This window comes from Candidatus Kaiserbacteria bacterium, from assembly GCA_016699245.1.
Lineage (GTDB): Bacteria > Patescibacteriota > Minisyncoccia > Phycocordibacterales > UBA918 > Damh-18.
In genome coordinates, this window is record CP064968.1 from 756,645 (window position 1) to 774,040 (window position 17,396).

Below are 17,396 nucleotides of genomic sequence, written 5' to 3' on the forward strand. Positions count from 1 at the left end.
CTAACCAATACTATCTGAGAGCGAGTAGATAGGTGCAATCATCGCAAGGGCGAAGAATCCAACACCAGCACCAATGACCACCATGAGTATTGGTTCGATGATGGTTGAGAGGTCTTTGGTCTTTTGTTCAACTTCAGTTTCATAGAAAACAGCAATTTCTGTAAGCATTTGTGAGATTTGACCCGTTTCCTCTCCAACAGAGATCATCTCACCTACCAGAATAGGATAAATCTCCTCGTGGGCAATAAATGTCTCAGAAAGTGGACTCCCTTTCTCTACATGGAGCGCTGCCTCTTTCAAAACACGCTTGTAGTACACATTTTGGAGTACATCTTCGGTTATATTAATGGCGCTAATTACATCAACACCCGATGAAAGAAGGGATGAGAGTGTGCGTGCGGTATAGGCGGAATTGGTTTGCTTCACTATGTTTCCAATTACCGGTAAGTGGATAAAAATAAAATGGAGACCTTTCCTTCCAAAAGTAGTCTTACTGATACCAATGATACTCCCCACAAAAGTAACAAAGCCGAGGATTGCCATTGCGCTGTGATTCGTGACAAAATCACTCACGCTGATAACAAATTGTGTGCTACTCGGGAGTTCAGTGCCAGACTTTGTGAAGGTCTCCGTAAGGGTGGGCACTACAAAAATCATCATGAGAACACCAATAATACACATGACCGAAAGAACAATGGTGGGATACATCATTGCTCCTTTGATTTTTTTCTTGAGATTTGATGACCGTTCGAGTTGCATCGCGATAGTTTGCAGTGCCGGCACCATTCCTCCACTCTCCTCACCAGCACGCACCATCGCTACATACAAACGTGAAAAGGTTCCGGGAAATGCTTTGAGCGCTTCATGAAACGGGTCACCTTTGTTGATACTTTCGCGAACATGTACCATTACCCCTTTCAAGCGAGGATTTTTCGATTGACGTTCAATCACTGAAAGAGCGCGTGAAAGCGGGAGTCCGGCTTTAAGCATCGAGGATAGGTTGCGTGTTGTCATCACCAGCTCGTCTGCTTTGACGCGACTGAGGTAATAGTTGATACGCTCTATGTTAAGGAAGCGCGCGAGCGAAAATTTCCCCTGTTCCTGTATATTCGTGACCACATGACCACTCGTACGCGCGATTTCATACACCGCATATTTATCAACCGCCTCAACAGTCTCGGTTATTTTTTCTCCGTCTTTTGTGGTGCCTGTATACGTGAATTTTTCCATAGGAACACATTACTCAGAAATAACACGAAGTACTTCTTCAATACTTGTTTGTCCCAGTGCCGCTTTGTAGATACCGTCCTCGAGCATGGTGAGCATGTCCTCTTTACGCGCCTGTGCTTCAATAGCGTCTGCGGTACCTGAGGCAAGGACGATCTCTTTGATGCTCGGTGACACGTGGAGCACTTCATGAATGCCAATACGCCCCTTGTAGCCATCATCCTCTGGACCTTCCTTTGCCCGATAAAATGGAATACTGTTCCATGTTGCGTTACTTTTCACTACTCCTTCTTTCTTGAGTGCATCAAGAATTCGGTCCATGTCGACGTGTTTTTCAATCTGTGCACGCTCAGTGGCGCTCAGTGTGTAGGATTCTTTAGAGTCGGTAAGACGGCGTACGAGGCGTTGCCCCACCACCACATGCAGTGTGGATACGAGAAGGAATGTCTCTACCCCCATATCGACAAGACGCGCTACTGTCGCTGAAGCGGAATTGGTGTGCACCGTGGCAAGTACGGAGTGTCCTGTGAGGGCCGCATTAATGGCGAGTGATGCCGTTTCTTGGTCACGAATTTCTCCCACCATAATGACGTCGGGATCTTGGCGCATAAGTGAGCGCAGTCCATTTGCAAATGAGAATCCAATTTCAGGCTTTACTTGCGTCTGATTCACTCGTGCCATCTGGTATTCGACAGGATCTTCGATGGTACAAATGTTTACCTCGGGTGTGTTTAAAATATCGAGCACAGTATAGAGCGTCGTGGTCTTACCAGAACCTGTAGGGCCCGTAACCAAAATGATTCCCGTTGTTTGCTTTGTGGCAGCGTAAATACGCTCAAGCGCCTGACCGTGAAATCCGAGTCCTTCAAGGGTATAGCCTGAACGCCCTTCGCGGAGAAGGCGCATAACGAGCTTTTCTCCAAAGAAAATAGGGAGGATAGAAACACGAAACGACACTTTTTGTCCATCCATCTCCATTTTAAAGCGTCCGTCTTGCGGTAAACGCTTTTCGTCGAGTTTCAAATTTGAAAGGACCTTAATACGCGCAGAAATGGTAGGTGCCGCATGCTTGGGGAGAGACATTGCATCATGGAGGATACCGTCAATACGATAGCGAACGAGGAGTTCATTCTCCATTGGTTCAATATGGATATCAGATGCTGATTGAATAATAGCGTGATGAAGGAGTGTATCCACGATACGCACAACGGGCAAATCTTCTGCCATCTTTTTCAAGTCTTCTTCCGATGCTTCTTCCCCGCCATCTTCAGCAAGAATACGAAGCGCGGAGGACTCCTTTGCAATCAAGTCACCAAATTCATCCTTGAGGGTTTTTTGATATTGCTGAAGTGCATACTTCATTGATTCGGTGTCGGTGAGACGTGGAAGAATTTTGAGTCCCACCTTTTTCTTTACAAAGTCGATTGCCGGAAGGTCGGCAGTATCGAGCATAGCAACCTCAAGAACATCATCAGCCTTGCGATAGGCAATAATATTATGATTTCGGGCCACAGGTTCAGGGATGAGCGAAAGGACTTCAAAAGGGATTTTTATGCCGTTGAGTGCCAAAAAGGGTACGCCGAGTACATATGATTCCACGCGTCGCAAATCATCCTCGGACATTGTTCCACTTGAAATGAGTGCCTCAGCAAGAGTACGCTTTTCTTCTATTGCTACTTTTTCGGCAGCATCAATATCCTTTCGGGTTACCAAACCCGAATCCATCACAAAACGCTTGAGTTGTGTATCTTGTATACGCATTGCCTCCAATGCTCACAAAGAGCAGTTACAAACGTAGTATACCATCACCCCTCCCCCGTATCGTGTTTTTTATTTACGTCATGTGTGCATAGCATCCATGATTGACATATGGAGTGTTTTCGCTATACTCGATATGCGATAGGAGTCGGCCATGCGGCCGGCATTTTTGTTGCAAAATTATAAAATAAGGGGTGAGAAAGTGCTGGGCACTTTCACCACAAGAGTACTTCAATTTTCATGGTCGTTACACTCCCTGAAAATTTGGTCGCGCAAGAGGTTGTCGATAATTTCGACCGAAAGGGAGAAAGTATCATACAACCTGAACAGCTTCTGTTAGGCGTTCTGTCGAACGATAAGAAGGACCCCTATTCAATAATATTTAGGTAGCCATTAAAAGAGAATACTCTTATCATAATACTTATGTTTGACTTAAAGGTAATTAACTCAGTCTTAGACCAAATGGAGGACGAACGCGGTATTGCGCGTGAGAAGATGATTGACGCGATTGAACAATCGCTTGCAACTGCATACAAAAAAGAGTTTGGGAAGCGTGGCCAGATTATCCGCGCTCATTTTGATATAGCGTCAGGAGCCACCGTATTCAATCAGATTAAAATTGTTGCCGACGACACGACAGTTCGTATTGATGAACAAGTTGACCATGAAGCAGAGGGAGACGAACGACGAGCCGTTGAAGAAGAGCCTGTTGTCGATGGTGACCTTCGTGTACGTTTTGATCCTGAAAAGCACATTCTTATTGAGAATGCGCGTATGATTAAGAAAGACGTCACCGTAGGTGATGAACTCATTTTCCCGCTCGAGCCTAAGGATGATTTTGGCCGTATCGCTGCACAGACTGCAAAGCAGGTTATTATTCAAAAAATTCGTGAAGCGGAGAAAGAATCCGCACTCAAAGAGTTTGGTCAGAAGGAGGGGGATATTATCATCGGCCATATGCAGCGTTTCGAACGTGGCAATCTCTATATCGACCTCGGACGTGTAACGGGCGTTATGCCATACGACGAGCAAATCCCTGGGGAACGTTTCCGTCCGGGAGAGCGCATTCGTGCACTTCTTGTTGCGGTCGATGAGACTCCACGCGGTATTTTCCTCAAACTCTCTCGTTCACATCCTGATTTTCTTGCGAAACTTTTTGAGATTGAAGCACCTGAACTTCAAAGTGGTTCAGTGGAAATAAAGGCAATCGCACGTGAAGCGGGTTCACGCTCAAAGGTGGCAGTCTGTGCACATGATGATCACATAGACCCTGTGGGTTCTATGGTAGGTCAGCGTGGTGTACGTGTATCTACAGTCATGAGTGAACTCGGTGGAGAAAAAATCGACATCATTGAATGGTCAGAAAAAGCTTCTGAATTTATTGAAGATTCGCTCTCTCCTGCACAGGTACTCAGTGTCGAAATCAAAAGTGAAGCAGGTACGAGTAACGAAGACAATCGCGGACATGCAATCGTCACCGTAGCTCCCGACCAACAATCGCTCGCGATTGGTCGTGGAGGACAAAACGTACGCCTCGCCGCAAAACTCACTGGATGGAAGATTGATATTGTTTCGAGCCAACCTACAGCAGAAGCAGTGGTCGCAACCGAAGAAGTGTAGTTACTGTTACTAAAAGTCTAATCATAATAAAGAATAAATACTATGAATCTACTTCATGATATTGCCCCAGGAACCGCGGATGTAATGAACGTCATTATCGAAATCCCAAAGTTCTCAAAGAATAAATACGAAATTGATAAGGAAACGGGCATTATCGCGCTCGATCGTGTCATGCACACCGCACAGGATTATCCGTTCGATTATGGTTTCGTACCACAAACTCTCTTTGATGATGGTGACGCACTCGATGTAGTGCTCCTTACCACCCACCCACTTATGCCTGGTATTCTCGTAAAGGCACGTCCCGTCGCAATTATGGAAATGATTGATGGTGGCGATCGCGACGACAAAATTGTCGCAGTACCCGTTGATGATCCACGTTTTGCTGAGGTACAAGACATAACTGACCTCAACAAACACTTCATCAAAGAAATGACTCATTTCTTTGAAACATACAAAAAAATTCAAAACAAAGAAGTATCGGTAGGAGAATGGCATGGAAAGGACGTTGCCCGTGAAGCATTTACCAAAAGTGTAGAAATGTACAAGGCAGATAAAACAGCGTAATACCCACTCTCTGTATAAAAAAACCGCGACCTTTGTTCGCGGTTGTTTTATACTATGTACATCAACGTGAACAGACTCACATTGTTTGTTACCATCATAATCCTGTTAGAATAGTGCTATGAAAAAAATTAATGCACTCGATCTCACCCTTCTCGCTGTACTCGGTTTTGGTTGTGTGACCTGTGTGGGCATTACACACGCGATAGCAGATGAAGAAGTCCCAGAAGCGATGCCTGCAGTCGAACGTGTAAGCGACCGAGCAGAAGAACGCGCAGAGATACGTGAAGAGCGTCATGGAGTGCTTGAGAGTCGTGCACAAGACCGCATCATTAACCTTGCGAGCAATGTCACGACACGACTTACCGCAGCACTCGACAGAATGAGTAATATCGCAACTCGCCTTGAGACTCGTATTAATAAATTAACAACTCTTGGTGTCGACACAGGAACAGCGCAATCCCGACTTCAAGAGGCGCGACGTGCTATCGAAGCCGGTAATACAAAACTAAAAAATACCCCCTCAGTAAGTAGTGCAATTCGGGGTGATTCTCCGCGAGAATCTTTTAGAGCTATTCGCGTTGAGCTTGTTGCGGTGCGAGACTTGGTGCGTGAGAGCCATATACTTCTTATTGATACAGTGACAATACTTAAAGAGGCAATACGCACTCATGAGTCAGGAAATGAAGTGCGTGATGCAGTAACCGCAAGCACTTCTCAAGAAACCGCGGAATAGTTATAGACTAATTTTTATTTTATGACCGATACAAACGAAATGCGAGCGACTGAAAATATTAATGTATCTCACCACAAACATCTTGGCCCCATACTTGGAGCACTTATTCTTACTCTTATTCTTATTTTAGGAGGATTATCTCTCTGGGGAAGCAAACTCAATCAAGAGGCCGTAATCGAGATCGATATCCCTGTTAATAATGAACCTGAAACCCCGCGTGCTGCCGCCGACCAAGCAATTTTGGAGACCGTAAGTACTTCAGATGAACTCAGTGCTATTGAGGCAGATTTAGGAAGTAGCAATCTCGAAGCACTCGATACCGACCTTACCACTATCGATGCAGAACTAAATGCGTCGTTAGAAATACCTGTAGTTGAGCGGTTTTAAAAGGAACAAAAAAATCCCTAGGTGTGCTTCGCACATCTGGGGATTTTTTCTGTTCGTTGGGGTGGTATTCTCACTATTTTCGTGTACACTATTCCGTTATGAAAGATGCAATACATGTAGACGTCACTATCGAAAAGAAGCCTGGGTCGCTCGTCGTACTAACCGGCGAAATCCCCTTTGAGGCACTCGAGAAACACAGAAAAAATTCTGTGGAAGCAGTGGGGAAAGAGATTTCTCTTGATGGTTTTAGAAAAGGGCATGTGCCTGAGCAGGTACTTTTACGCCATGTGGGTGAGATGGCAATCCTCACTGAAATGGCAGAACGCGCACTCCGCGAACAGTACCCGCTCATGGTTGTTGAACACACACTAGATGTCATTGGTTACCCACAAATCGGTATTACCAAACTCGCAAAAGATAATCCGCTCGGATTCTCTATCACTGTCGCCGTCGTACCTCAGATTACGCTTCCTGACTACTTTGGTATTGCGCGTGAATTGAATGCAAAAAAAGAGTCAAAAGAAGTAACTGAGGAAGAAGTAACTAAGCAAATCAGCGATATTCTTCGTCAAAAAATTGCATACGAAAAACTTCAGGCCAAGGCGCAACCGCAGGAAGATGGGGCTCTGGTAACTGAGGAAAAAGAGATTACTATTCCCGAGCTCACCGATGAGTATGTGAAGACCCTTGGAAAAGAAGGGCAATTTACCTCAGTTGAGGACTTCCGTACAAAGATTAAGGAACATCTCACGGTACAGAAAGCGCAGGATGTCGATTCTCGCCATCGCGCACAGATTACCGACAGTATCATCGAAAAAACTATTCTTGATTTACCGCAAGTAATGGTAGATGCGGAGATTGGCCAAATGTTTGCACAGATGGAAGACGACCTCACGCGCGCACAACTCAAAATGGATGATTACCTTGCACATGTGAAAAAAACCAAGGAAGATATGGTAAAAGAATGGACCCCGAATGCAGAAAAGCGTGCCAAACTCCAACTTGTTCTCAATGAAATTGCAAAGAAAGAAGATATTTCTCCCGATGCTGGCACACTCGATCACGAGGTATCGCATCTCATGGAGCGATACAAAGACGCAGACGAGAAGCGCGTACGTGTATACATAGCATCGGTACTTACCAATGAAGCAGTTATGAAGAAACTCGAAGAAATGGCGTAACAGATCATCTCACAAAGTATCGTGAAACGGCCCTGAAGCACGTAGCGTTTCAGGGCCGTTTCACTTTCCGATTCGTCACACTTCATTGACTTTCTACAAAAGTAATGTACTATTCTTTGTAGCAATTTTCTGTACGTCAACGCAGTACATTCCGAAGGAGGAAGCCATGAGTCTGATAGAAACCATTAACGCAAGTTCAATGGAACTCGAAGAAATTGAACAGCAAATGCGAGGTCTCGCTGAGAAAAAAGCGAACATACTTCACATGCTTCGAAGTGCCTCGACATACATTGGGGAAATCTTGGAATCGGGGAAAGTGAAGCCTGCCGCAATTCCAATTTCAAGTGTTGCCGGTCTTGATGATCTTTCACGCAAACATCTCAAGGATGCAGGTATCGAATTCCTCGAAGACATGGGAAAAATGACTGAACTGGAAGTCCAAAAAATCCCCGGGCTCGGAGCCCCCGCATTTGAGATCATTCGTTCAGTAATGCCCACTCACAACCTCAATTTTGCAACCTAGATTGCTCTAGTCCCCGCAGTTCCTTAAGACTATGTCTTAAGGAAATGCGGGGCATTTTTAATACACCCCTAGAAACTACTCACACAATTTGCTAGTATCAAACGTATATGGAAAAAGAATCAACAATCAATAGTTACCTCGTTCCCATGGTTATCGAGAAAACACAAGGCGGTGAGCGCGCTTTCGACATATTTTCTCGACTCCTCAAAGAACGCATCATTTTTATCACTGGTCCTATCGAAGACCACATGGCAAATCTTGTCGTTGCTCAACTCCTCTTTCTTGAGGCAGAAGACCCAAAGAAAGACATATTTATGTATGTTAATAGTCCTGGCGGTTCGGTGAGTGCTGGCCTTGGTATTGTGGACACCATGAATCATATTAAGCCCGATGTCGCGACTGTCTGCGTTGGACTCGCCGCTTCAATGGGTTCTATTATTCTTTCACAGGGCGCTAAGGGAAAGCGAAGTATTCTTCCAAATGCCGAGGTGATGATTCACCAACCATGGGGCGGTACACAGGGGCAGGCAACCGACATCGAAATCACCGCACGTCACATCCTCCGCACCCGCGAGCAACTCAACAAAATGCTTGCAAAAGCATCCGGCAAGACACTCGCACAAGTAGAAAAAGACACCGACCGCGACTTCTTCATGACCGCCGACGAAGCGAAACGTTACGGCCTTGTAGATACAGTGCTTAAGTAACTTAAATCAAAAATCCCTCGGCGCCAATGGCGTCGAGGGATTTTTATTATAATTCGACACCCACCAATTCTTCTGGTACTGTGATGAAGTCGATTTATTGAAAGGAGTAATCCGCGATCGATAGCGTTCCCATATATTCAGTTTCGCAATCGACCGCACAAACGTATGCCAGAATCATTTGTATTCGCGCTTGGCGCAGGAGTACTCGGCATCGCTATTGGATATTATCTCAGATACGTACATGCTCTCACACAGAAGGAATCTATTGAAATTTCCCTTAAAGGACGTGTTGTAGACGCAGAAGAAAAAGCAATAAAGATAATTGAAAAAGCTGAAGCGAAAGCCGAGACTTTAGAGAAGGAGAAAAAACAAGAGTTCAAAGAACAAGAAGAAAAACTGAACAAGACCGAAGAGCGCCTTATTCGTAAAGAAGAGTTGCTCGACAAAAGACAAATTGATGCAGACTCGCAAATTGAGGATGTACGTCAAAAAATTGAACAAATCAAAGACATCAAGACCCGTCTTGATGAACGCGAAAAAACAATCAGTACCAAACTCGAAGAAGTTGCAGGTCTTACCAAGGCTGCTGCCTACGAGCAACTTACCGGTACCTTAGAAAAAGAATACGAGGACGATTTGGTCTCTCGTATTAATAAACTCCACATGCGTGGAGAAGAGCAGTTTGATGAGCAGGCACGAAATATTATCACCTCAGCGATTCACCGTATTGGTAATTCGCTCCGTGTTGATATTATGAGTTCCACGATTGAACTGCCAAACGATGACATCAAGGGAAAGATTATAGGAAAGGAAGGTCGTAATGTACGTGCATTCGAACGAGCGACGGGAGTGGATGTACTCATCGATGAAACCCCTGGTCACATCACCCTTTCCTCATTTGACCCTGTACGTCGTGAGATTGCGCGCGTTGCTCTCGAAACTCTCCTCACGGATGGCCGTATCCAGCCTGCAAAAATTGAAGAAGTAGTGGAAAAAGCACGGAGCGAGGTAGGTACCATCGTTCGCAAAATGGGAGAAAAAGCTGCGTATGAAGCAGGAGTCACCAATCTCCATCCTGATCTCGTCAAGATTTTGGGACGTCTCCACTTCCGCACGAGTTATGGCCAGAACGTCCTTTGGCACTCAGTAGAAATGGCGCACATCGCTGCCATTATCGCAGAGGAAGTAGGTGCTGATGTGTACGTCGCACGTGCCGGTGCACTGCTTCACGATATCGGAAAAACGGTAAGCCAAGAAGTACAGGGTACCCACGTCGAAATTGGTATTCGTATTCTGCAGAAATACGGTGTTGATGAAAAAGTTATCATCGCTATGCGCGCACACCATGAGGAGTATCCATACGACACACCTGAATCAATCATTGTCCAAGTGGCTGATGCAATCTCAGGTGGCAGGCCAGGCGCTCGCCGCGACTCTATAGAGAATTACATCAAGCGGCTTGCGGAACTTGAAGAAATTGCAATGAAAATGCCTGGTGTTGAAAAAGCATTTGCAATTCAGGCAGGTCGTGAAGTGCGTGTTATTGTGAATCCAGAAAAAATTACGGACATTGAAGCACACAATCTCGCTCGCAGTATCGCAACCGACATTGAAGAAAAGTTGCGCTACCCTGGAGAGATTAAAGTGCACGTCATACGTGAATCTCGCTCTGTCGAGTACGCAAGGTAGTACGCTTATAAAAGTCCCCGCACTGACAAAAGTCATTGCGGGGACTTTTAATTAACCACAACACACAAAATTGTCACACGGAAGTGATTGCACATATAACACGGTGCTATATAATTGTTTGTAGCCATATTTTGGCATCACGTCCAATGCACATTATTATTCACGCCTATTAGTACACTATTTCATACACTATGAATAAGGCAGATATCATTGACAAGGTACACGAGGTCGTTGGTGGCACTCGTGCAGACGCAGAGCGAGCAGTGGAGACACTCATCGACTCTGTTTCAGAATCCTTGAAGAAGGGTAAGGAAGTATCAATCGCAGGTCTCGGAATCTTCGCAACGAAGACTCGAAACGCTCGCACAGGACGTAACCCACGCACCGGCGAAAGTATTGATATTCCTGCAATGCGCGTACCAAAGTTCCGCGCTGCAAAGGCACTTAAGGATGCAGTTAAGTAGTCTAACTCCTTTTAAAATCCCTGAGACGCTTCGCGTCTCAGGGATTTTAATTACCTCTCCCCTACTCACCCCTTATGCACACTAGGCAACATGCATAGAGGTGATATACTATATATGTAGCGGAGGTATTAACTTGGTTTCATGTACACCAAGCAACGCTATACAAAGAGAAATAGAATGTTTAGTTCTATGTCTCACCACAACAAAAGCCCCACGCGAGGGGCTTTTGTGTTTCTGGCCTACACCATTTCTTTTTTGGCAACGGTAGATATTTTTTCAATAAGACGACTTATATCTACTCCTGTCTTCGTGAGAAAGTAATAATGCTGGCGCGAGTCCAAAGTACACTGTCTACGCGATATAAAATGCGCCCCTTCCAATTCGCGGAGACGCATCGAGAGTGATGCAGTATTAATACGGAGCAATTCTTGAAGTTCCACAAAACGCTTCTCACCTCCTGTAAGCGTATAGAGGATAAGGAGCATATGACGCTTACTGAGAAGTTCAAACAACTGTGTTGCAGGACAAACATTTACGTTTTCTTCTTTCATGAGCGTATAGTAGCACAGACATATCACTTTACAAATTAAAGTGATTTGGTACACTATTAATACGTGTTTAGTACACACTCATAATAATTTATATGAAACATATTTATATTTCTGAAGATGCAGCGAAACTCATTCTCCGACTCTCTCTTGGTATCCTCATACTCTTTCATGGTATCGCTAAGTTGCAAAACCCTGAATCAATTGATTTTATCCAAGGACTACTTGCAGCAAAACACCTTCCTGGGTTTATTGCATATGGTATTTACGTAGGTGAGGTGGTAGCGCCACTTATGCTTATCATAGGTTTCCGCACTCGCTGTGCAGCAGGACTCATCGCCTTCACACTATTCATGGCAGTAGTTCTCGCACATCTCGACCAAGTCTTTTCACTCGCCAAGATGGGTGGTGGGTACGCGCTTGAACTTCAAGCACTCTACTTCTTTAGTGCACTTACTCTTATAGGTCTTGGCTCGGGCAAATATGCGCTTAAACCAGATAAGCCCTGTGAATGTTGCGAAGCAAAATAATCAACGACAGAATCATACTCTAATTCAAAAGCCCCGCGAGGGGTTTTTGATAAATATCTTTTCACTCTTATTCAGAAAAAGTTTGACACAAAAAGAAAGTTGCCATACGATACAGAAAGTTGAATCCACCTCCAGTTCTTGAACTGGTGTTCTTTATTTTTTCTATATGGTGTGGGACATATAGAGTATGAGGATGTCATGAACGCGTCAAAAGTGTACTTTGGAATTACCATACTGGCAGTCATCATTGGTGTATTACAATTGTTGAATATTCTGTACTGGGGGATCGACAGTCTTACTCACCTCCGAGGACATAAGATCAACATCTGGGTGGTTGCTTTTATCGATCTGATGTTCCTCGCGTACATCGGACTCACGGTAATCGGAGCATATAAGGAGCCTGCCCCGACACCAGAGTAATCTCCTTCGCTCCCCCCTATTGGCCCCCTGTTTTTTCGGGGGCTTTCTCATATATGAGACGGTTTTATTTTCCCCCTGCGCTCAGGTATTTACAAACCATAATATATGGGGTATTATTTTCTCAGTCAGTTATTTTAGTTCGAAGCATTCGTGCTTCTTTTTCAATGCAACAAAAATCTGTGAGGTGAGAAATGGGAAATGATGAAGAAAAAAGACTTTGCGTTACAATCTACAATCCTCCATGTGAGATTTCAGAAAGTACAGCAGAGACGCTAAACAAGATTCACGTACTTGCTGCGCAAGCAATTAGCGAAAAGTTGGCAATCGATCTGGACAGAATCAAAGTCCGGTCAATACACCAGTGCACCAAGACGAGCAGGTATCGTCACGGATTGCATTCCACATTATTGGTCCATTGCAACTGGTCCGATGGGTTGGATAACCGCTCAAGGGACAAGCAAGTTCAATCTGTGGTATTTCCGATTATCGGGGACCATTTTGGGGAAGAATACGACCCACAGTCAAAGAAAGCACTCATGTACAAAGGCAATGAGGCACTGTGGCTTATTCGAGACATTGCTTGGTTAGTCCTTGCTGGCCGAATAGCAGCCTAATAGCCCAACTGGTCCACCAACGTAAGCCGCCGTGTTCACTCACAGGCGGCTTCTTTATATCTTTTTATGTACATGAAAGTAATTTATATAATGCTTACACAAACAAAAAACTAAGGGGATTAGTCCTCCAGATGACTTTTTGAGAATTGATACTGATATAACTATCTCACTTGGGTGAAGGTCTAATGTCTATAGAGCACAGCATATGTACCTCTGCCTAACCAATACCTCAAAGCAATAAAACACATGTGTACTATCGGTTCATTTTTTGCTATTGAGTGAATACCAATCTAAGTCCCTCGTAATGTACATCACTATAGCGAGCACACCAAACAAAAGTACTGAACCAAAGAGTAATGAATATTGGTCCATCTGAAGAAGGATATACAAATACCCATACAAGGCAGTGAGGAGTATCCCTATTGAGAAGGCACGCTTCTTCGCTTTGAGGACACTGAGACAGTAACCTGTAATCAATAGTGTCGTTGCAATTGCAGCGACAAAATATGCAGGAAGAAACCCAATTATTTCAGCGAAGGAAAGGAGGAGCAGATAAAACAATGCGATAGCTAATCCCACGAGTAAGTACTGTAGGGGATGAATTCTTAAACCAGCCAACACCTCATACATGAAGAACGTGAGGAAAGTGAGACTGATAAATAGAATGGAATACTTAATAGATCGATCAATCATGGTGTACAAATCAACCTCCTGATAGAGACCTACCCCAAATGATTTAGAAAGAAGTAATTCGTTGGTAACTATTGATGAATTACTGAGCCAGTACTGAGGTATGTTCTTGCCATACGCGGTGATTTTCCACGTCGCTCCGAAACCATTTTCCGTAATAGTTCTTTCCTCGGGCAAAAACTCGCCCGTAAAGCTAGGTGCATTCCAATCTGATTTTACGACAACACTTGTATTTTCTCCGAGTGGTAAAAAAGATATTTCACGACTTCCTTTGAGCGGTAAGGTAAACGAAAAAGGGTGGTTGGGTCGGCTAGGGTCTAGGTTGATATTTGTATGCACTCCACCGCCATCCAGTGTAGAAAAATCTGAAGAAGGCAACATCTGATAGGTGTTATTCGAAAGGATGAAATCAAACATCGACGTAATACCACGCGTATCAGATACATTTATTGAGACTACTGCCTTATTCCATAGTATGCGTGTATCGGATGATTCTTGCAGTGCTATATCAGAAAGATCAAAATTACCGGTTCCACTCACGATAGTTGTGTAGACTGGGGTTTCGTACACACCTCTTGTGAGTAACTGGGTTTCAATGTTGCTTTCATAGGTCAATGTCTCCGGTAAAAGGGTAAGGGTAGTTGTATTCACTACTCGTTCACCAGTGGTGGTGATGGTTGTTTTCTCTACCGGAACAGTGATTACTGGCCCCGCAATTACTTGCGGCCGACTCCATTGTTCAGAAATCTCATTGGAAGCAGTTTCTTGTCTATTTTCTCTATCTTGTATGACTCCCCATACAAACATGGTTGCTGCCCACGAAATAACCACGAGTACTGCAAGCGCTATAAGTTTACCAGTCAGATTGTTACTTGGGTGTGAATTGAGAGATATTTCATTCATGTTTGATATATTTTATTACAGCCTATTCCGAAATTAATGCTCGTTCTCTCATTTTTAACCCCCAAACAGGTTTATTAGTTACGTTGGTTCAGTATGTTTTTTGTAATTATCACCACTGATTTGATAGAACTCCTTGGATTTTTCAATAACTCTACAAATTGTGTTCCGAATGGCTTACTTAAAACGAAAACAGCCTCCTATGGAAAACTTATGTCTTCGCCCAGGAAGCTGGTGAGTTAATCCCATTCATCTGATGGGTAGTGGAATGTGACGTAATAGCCCAATATTACGATGAGGATGCCGGCCAAAATAAACGCGATGTGAAGAAAATTTGCTTGATCAGTTATATTCCTTTCGATTACAAAAATCCTGCTGAAAATAAACGAAATTGTGGTACCTATAACTACCACAACAATTCCAGCACACCTGTGATCAACTCCCAAATACGAGTACTCGGTTCGTTTCCATAGACCAATACAGAAGAACCATATACTTGCACATAAAAGAAGTGCGTCACCGACGAAGGGTGGTCGTATCGGATAGAAATAGATGGTGCTAATGCTCAAGAAAAAAAGCACAACACCCACATACGTTACTAACTTCTTTTCGACATAAATTTGCATGGATCACCCCTTTTGCAAAGAACACCCAATCCAAGTTGGGAATAGAGAAAAGATACCTCATAATTTGATTTTGTCAAAAAATGCATCCGGGTCTTCCATAGAACCTGTCCACCCCGCACATACGAAAAAACCCGTGAGGGCTTATTTCATATGTGCGGGATGGGGGAATCGAACTCCCGACCAGAGTTTGGAAAACTCTTATTTTACCACTAAACTAATCCCGCAATCATTTTGTATGAATCTTTCACACAAAGACAAATAAGTATACTAAATGTTGCACATTGGGCAACGCTCTAATTACTTATTTCGGATGATTCTAGCACTTCTTGCATATATGCGCCAATCTGGCGTGCGAGCATTACTCCAAATGCTTTATTCCCTCTCGAATGGACAGTAACGTGTGCTGTTCCATACGGATGAATACCACTTCTTTTCCTATCTTTTCCGACCCTCTTGTCAATACATACTGATTGTAATTGTGTTCTGGAAAAACCCGTCTTTTTCAACCAAAACTCCTCAGATTCATGAATATTTGAGTCGGGGTATAGATGTATCCTAATGGTGAAGTTTGTATGATCCAATCCGAAAGATTCAAGCCAGCGTATATATAAATTAATTACTCGATAATCACTATTTACTAATCGAGTGATATCATGTGTCTTACTTCCCTCTCCGATATAGGTGCCGAGTCCAAGGAAAAACAAGTCACGAAATGAGATAATTCCTATATCCTTTTTCGCTCTCTCCCTTGCCTCTTCATATGTTTTTTTCTTTGCCAGCGATTTTGTAAGCAAAGAAGCAGATCGTGCTTTACCAATCGCTGCGATTGTTTTTTTATTCGGTGTGTAAGGGATACGTGAAAGATGGTATGAAAGCGTACTTACAGAAAGTCCTGTTTTCTTGGCAATATGGGTATATGAATAACCACGTTCTCGAAGTTTGATTGCTGTATCCTTAGCACTCATTACAATAATTGTATCACCTGTTACCCATCTGGTCATTACCATTCGAGTTGATATACGAGTGTTATACAATCAGTCAAATATGGTCGTGCTTACATTTCTTCAAAACATTGTCGTATCAGTGCTTGTAGGCTACCTCAGTATTACAAATACCCTCGCTGGGCATATTGAATCATTTTTTGAGTCTCCTCAAAGAGAGGAAGTTTTGGCGGAGGCAGAAACGACTCTCACAAAGGACGTCCTCACCGAAATTGCCCCTACCGGGGACTCATTTAGGGGAGCAATTCCAAAAATCCTTCTCGAACATGCCGAGTACCAGCGTGCTGCCGTCCTCGCGAGTAAACAAGACGAAAATATGCCCACATCTATTGGCGATGTACCTCTTGAGGAAGCAATAGAAAATGCACTTGTGAATATTTATTGTCAGTATAAAACTGATGAATACATTCGCACTACCACGGGTACTGGCTTTTTCATCAATCAAAAAGGAGTTATTCTGACCAATGCCCATGTAGCACAGTTTCTACTTCTCAAAGAAATTAAGGGGGTTACTGACGATATTGAGTGTGTCATTCGTTCAGGGAATCCCGCCTCGCCAAAATACGTGGCAGAACTTTTATATATTTCACCCACCTGGGTATTTAAAAATTCTGAAGTGGTCGTGGATGAATCTCCGCGTGGTACGGGCGAGCGTGATTATGCACTTTTATATATAGCAAAAAGCACTAACGGCACTCCCCTTCCCATCCGCTTCCCTACCCTTCCTATAGACACTACGCTTCTCTCACGAGAGACCGAAGGTCTCGAGGTATTCACTGCAGGATATCCTGCAGAAGAACTCATGCGTCGGGGCGCAGATGCAGAACTGTATCCCGTCCTTGCTCCTACGCAAATTAATGCACTCTACACCTTCGGAAGTAACTATGCAGACCTCTTTTCAATCTCAGCATCTCCTGTAGGGGAGCATGGGGCCTCAGGTGGACCCATTGTGAATGTATGGAGTCAACGTGCGATTGGGCTTATCGTCACCAAAGGTGATATTGCTGAGGGAGAAAAAAGTCTTCGGGCACTTACCCTTTCCTACGTCGATCGTACCATCATAGAAGAAACGGGCTTTTCTCTCTCACAAAACATGCAAGGAGATATTGCCTATCGTGGACTCATTTTTAACAAAGCAATGGCACCTTTTCTGTCAGATATTTTAATGGATGAATTGCAAGGAGAATAAAACAAGCCCCGACACCACTGGT

General features: G+C 43.9%; 18 protein-coding genes and 1 tRNA gene. 13 read left to right on the plus strand and 6 right to left on the minus strand.

Translation table 11 applies throughout. The annotated features are described in order from the left end of the window. The gene (locus IPH92_03815; protein ID QQR64662.1) at nt 1–1,230 is read right to left on the minus strand and encodes a type II secretion system F family protein; all 1,230 of its coding nucleotides are present in this window, start codon (nt 1,228–1,230) and stop codon (nt 1–3) included. A 9-nt stretch (nt 1,231–1,239) separates the two neighbouring features. Beyond that, the gene (locus IPH92_03820) at nt 1,240–2,988 is read right to left on the minus strand and encodes a type II/IV secretion system protein (protein QQR64663.1); all 1,749 of its coding nucleotides are present in this window, start codon (nt 2,986–2,988) and stop codon (nt 1,240–1,242) included. Nucleotides 2,989–3,408: 420 nt separating this feature from the next. On the opposite strand from IPH92_03820, the gene nusA reads away from it, so the two are divergent. The 9 genes from nusA to IPH92_03865 all read left to right on the plus strand — a co-directional run bounded on the left by nusA (nt 3,409) and on the right by IPH92_03865 (nt 10,856). Continuing rightward, nucleotides 3,409–4,605: a transcription termination/antitermination protein NusA gene (gene nusA / locus IPH92_03825; protein ID QQR64664.1), complete on the plus strand. Its 1,197-nt coding sequence runs from the start codon at nt 3,409–3,411 to the stop codon at nt 4,603–4,605. 42 nt (nt 4,606–4,647) lie between these two features. After that, on the plus strand, nt 4,648–5,172 hold the full coding sequence (locus IPH92_03830) for an inorganic diphosphatase (GenBank protein QQR64665.1): 525 nt from the start codon (nt 4,648–4,650) through the stop codon (nt 5,170–5,172). A gap of 118 nt (nt 5,173–5,290) precedes the next feature. Beyond that, entirely contained in the window at nt 5,291–5,905 is a 615-nt protein-coding gene (locus IPH92_03835) for a hypothetical protein (protein QQR64666.1), read from the plus strand. A 21-nt stretch (nt 5,906–5,926) separates the two neighbouring features. Then, nucleotides 5,927–6,292, plus strand: coding sequence for a hypothetical protein (locus IPH92_03840; protein ID QQR64667.1), 366 nt, complete (start codon nt 5,927–5,929; stop codon nt 6,290–6,292). Between the two features lie 98 nt (nt 6,293–6,390). Beyond that, a complete protein-coding gene (locus IPH92_03845; protein QQR64668.1) occupies nt 6,391–7,473 on the plus strand; it encodes a hypothetical protein in 1,083 nt (360 codons plus the stop codon). Nucleotides 7,474–7,639: 166 nt separating this feature from the next. Further along, on the plus strand, nt 7,640–7,996 hold the full coding sequence (locus IPH92_03850) for a hypothetical protein (GenBank protein QQR64669.1): 357 nt from the start codon (nt 7,640–7,642) through the stop codon (nt 7,994–7,996). Nucleotides 7,997–8,103: 107 nt separating this feature from the next. Further along, a complete protein-coding gene (gene clpP / locus IPH92_03855; GenBank protein QQR64670.1) occupies nt 8,104–8,703 on the plus strand; it encodes an ATP-dependent Clp endopeptidase proteolytic subunit ClpP in 600 nt (199 codons plus the stop codon). Between the two features lie 165 nt (nt 8,704–8,868). After that, the gene (rny, locus tag IPH92_03860; protein ID QQR64671.1) at nt 8,869–10,392 is read left to right on the plus strand and encodes a ribonuclease Y; all 1,524 of its coding nucleotides are present in this window, start codon (nt 8,869–8,871) and stop codon (nt 10,390–10,392) included. 191 nt (nt 10,393–10,583) lie between these two features. Beyond that, on the plus strand, nt 10,584–10,856 hold the full coding sequence (locus tag IPH92_03865; GenBank protein QQR64672.1) for an HU family DNA-binding protein: 273 nt from the start codon (nt 10,584–10,586) through the stop codon (nt 10,854–10,856). A 239-nt stretch (nt 10,857–11,095) separates the two neighbouring features. Here the strand turns inward: IPH92_03865 and IPH92_03870 are convergent, their stop codons facing one another. Then, on the minus strand, nt 11,096–11,407 hold the full coding sequence (locus IPH92_03870) for a helix-turn-helix transcriptional regulator (protein ID QQR64673.1): 312 nt from the start codon (nt 11,405–11,407) through the stop codon (nt 11,096–11,098). A gap of 92 nt (nt 11,408–11,499) precedes the next feature. Here IPH92_03870 and IPH92_03875 point away from each other — a divergent pair, with 92 nt between their 5' ends. The 3 genes from IPH92_03875 to IPH92_03885 all read left to right on the plus strand — a co-directional run bounded on the left by IPH92_03875 (nt 11,500) and on the right by IPH92_03885 (nt 12,968). Next, complete coding sequence (locus tag IPH92_03875) at nt 11,500–11,934, plus strand: DoxX family protein (GenBank protein QQR64674.1); 435 nt, start codon at nt 11,500–11,502, stop codon at nt 11,932–11,934. Between the two features lie 198 nt (nt 11,935–12,132). Further along, nucleotides 12,133–12,354, plus strand: a complete 222-nt coding sequence (locus IPH92_03880; protein QQR64675.1) for a hypothetical protein — start codon at nt 12,133–12,135, stop codon at nt 12,352–12,354. 470 nt (nt 12,355–12,824) lie between these two features. Next, on the plus strand, nt 12,825–12,968 hold the full coding sequence (locus IPH92_03885) for a hypothetical protein (protein ID QQR64676.1): 144 nt from the start codon (nt 12,825–12,827) through the stop codon (nt 12,966–12,968). Between the two features lie 261 nt (nt 12,969–13,229). On the opposite strand, the gene creD is transcribed toward IPH92_03885, so the two are convergent. The 3 genes from creD to IPH92_03900 form a co-directional block, all read right to left on the minus strand. Then, nucleotides 13,230–14,561, minus strand: a complete 1,332-nt coding sequence (gene creD / locus IPH92_03890) for a cell envelope integrity protein CreD (protein QQR64677.1) — start codon at nt 14,559–14,561, stop codon at nt 13,230–13,232. A gap of 776 nt (nt 14,562–15,337) precedes the next feature. Beyond that, nucleotides 15,338–15,408, minus strand: a tRNA-Gly gene (locus tag IPH92_03895). Between the two features lie 69 nt (nt 15,409–15,477). Continuing rightward, the gene (locus tag IPH92_03900) at nt 15,478–16,149 is read right to left on the minus strand and encodes a helix-turn-helix transcriptional regulator (protein QQR64678.1); all 672 of its coding nucleotides are present in this window, start codon (nt 16,147–16,149) and stop codon (nt 15,478–15,480) included. A 79-nt stretch (nt 16,150–16,228) separates the two neighbouring features. On the opposite strand from IPH92_03900, the gene IPH92_03905 reads away from it, so the two are divergent. Then, entirely contained in the window at nt 16,229–17,374 is a 1,146-nt protein-coding gene (locus IPH92_03905; protein ID QQR64679.1) for a trypsin-like peptidase domain-containing protein, read from the plus strand. The last annotated feature ends 22 nt before the right edge of the window (nt 17,375–17,396 follow it).

Bases quoted from the DNA above. Each gene is read 5' to 3' on its own strand.
- rny (QQR64671.1), top strand. From the start codon at position 8,869: ATGCCAGAATCATTTGTATTCGCGCTTGGCGCAGGAGTACTCGGCATC.
- creD (QQR64677.1), bottom strand. From the start codon at position 14,561: ATGAATGAAATATCTCTCAATTCACACCCAAGTAACAATCTGACTGGT.
- IPH92_03820 (QQR64663.1), bottom strand. From the start codon at position 2,988: ATGCGTATACAAGATACACAACTCAAGCGTTTTGTGATGGATTCGGGT.
- IPH92_03880 (QQR64675.1), top strand. From the start codon at position 12,133: ATGAACGCGTCAAAAGTGTACTTTGGAATTACCATACTGGCAGTCATC.
- IPH92_03865 (QQR64672.1), top strand. From the start codon at position 10,584: ATGAATAAGGCAGATATCATTGACAAGGTACACGAGGTCGTTGGTGGC.
- IPH92_03905 (QQR64679.1), top strand. From the start codon at position 16,229: ATGGTCGTGCTTACATTTCTTCAAAACATTGTCGTATCAGTGCTTGTA.
- IPH92_03850 (QQR64669.1), top strand. From the start codon at position 7,640: ATGAGTCTGATAGAAACCATTAACGCAAGTTCAATGGAACTCGAAGAA.
- IPH92_03845 (QQR64668.1), top strand. From the start codon at position 6,391: ATGAAAGATGCAATACATGTAGACGTCACTATCGAAAAGAAGCCTGGG.
- IPH92_03870 (QQR64673.1), bottom strand. From the start codon at position 11,407: ATGAAAGAAGAAAACGTAAATGTTTGTCCTGCAACACAGTTGTTTGAA.
- nusA (QQR64664.1), top strand. From the start codon at position 3,409: ATGTTTGACTTAAAGGTAATTAACTCAGTCTTAGACCAAATGGAGGAC.
- IPH92_03830 (QQR64665.1), top strand. From the start codon at position 4,648: ATGAATCTACTTCATGATATTGCCCCAGGAACCGCGGATGTAATGAAC.
- IPH92_03840 (QQR64667.1), top strand. From the start codon at position 5,927: ATGACCGATACAAACGAAATGCGAGCGACTGAAAATATTAATGTATCT.
- IPH92_03815 (QQR64662.1), bottom strand. From the start codon at position 1,230: ATGGAAAAATTCACGTATACAGGCACCACAAAAGACGGAGAAAAAATA.
- IPH92_03900 (QQR64678.1), bottom strand. From the start codon at position 16,149: ATGAGTGCTAAGGATACAGCAATCAAACTTCGAGAACGTGGTTATTCA.
- IPH92_03835 (QQR64666.1), top strand. From the start codon at position 5,291: ATGAAAAAAATTAATGCACTCGATCTCACCCTTCTCGCTGTACTCGGT.
- clpP (QQR64670.1), top strand. From the start codon at position 8,104: ATGGAAAAAGAATCAACAATCAATAGTTACCTCGTTCCCATGGTTATC.
- IPH92_03875 (QQR64674.1), top strand. From the start codon at position 11,500: ATGAAACATATTTATATTTCTGAAGATGCAGCGAAACTCATTCTCCGA.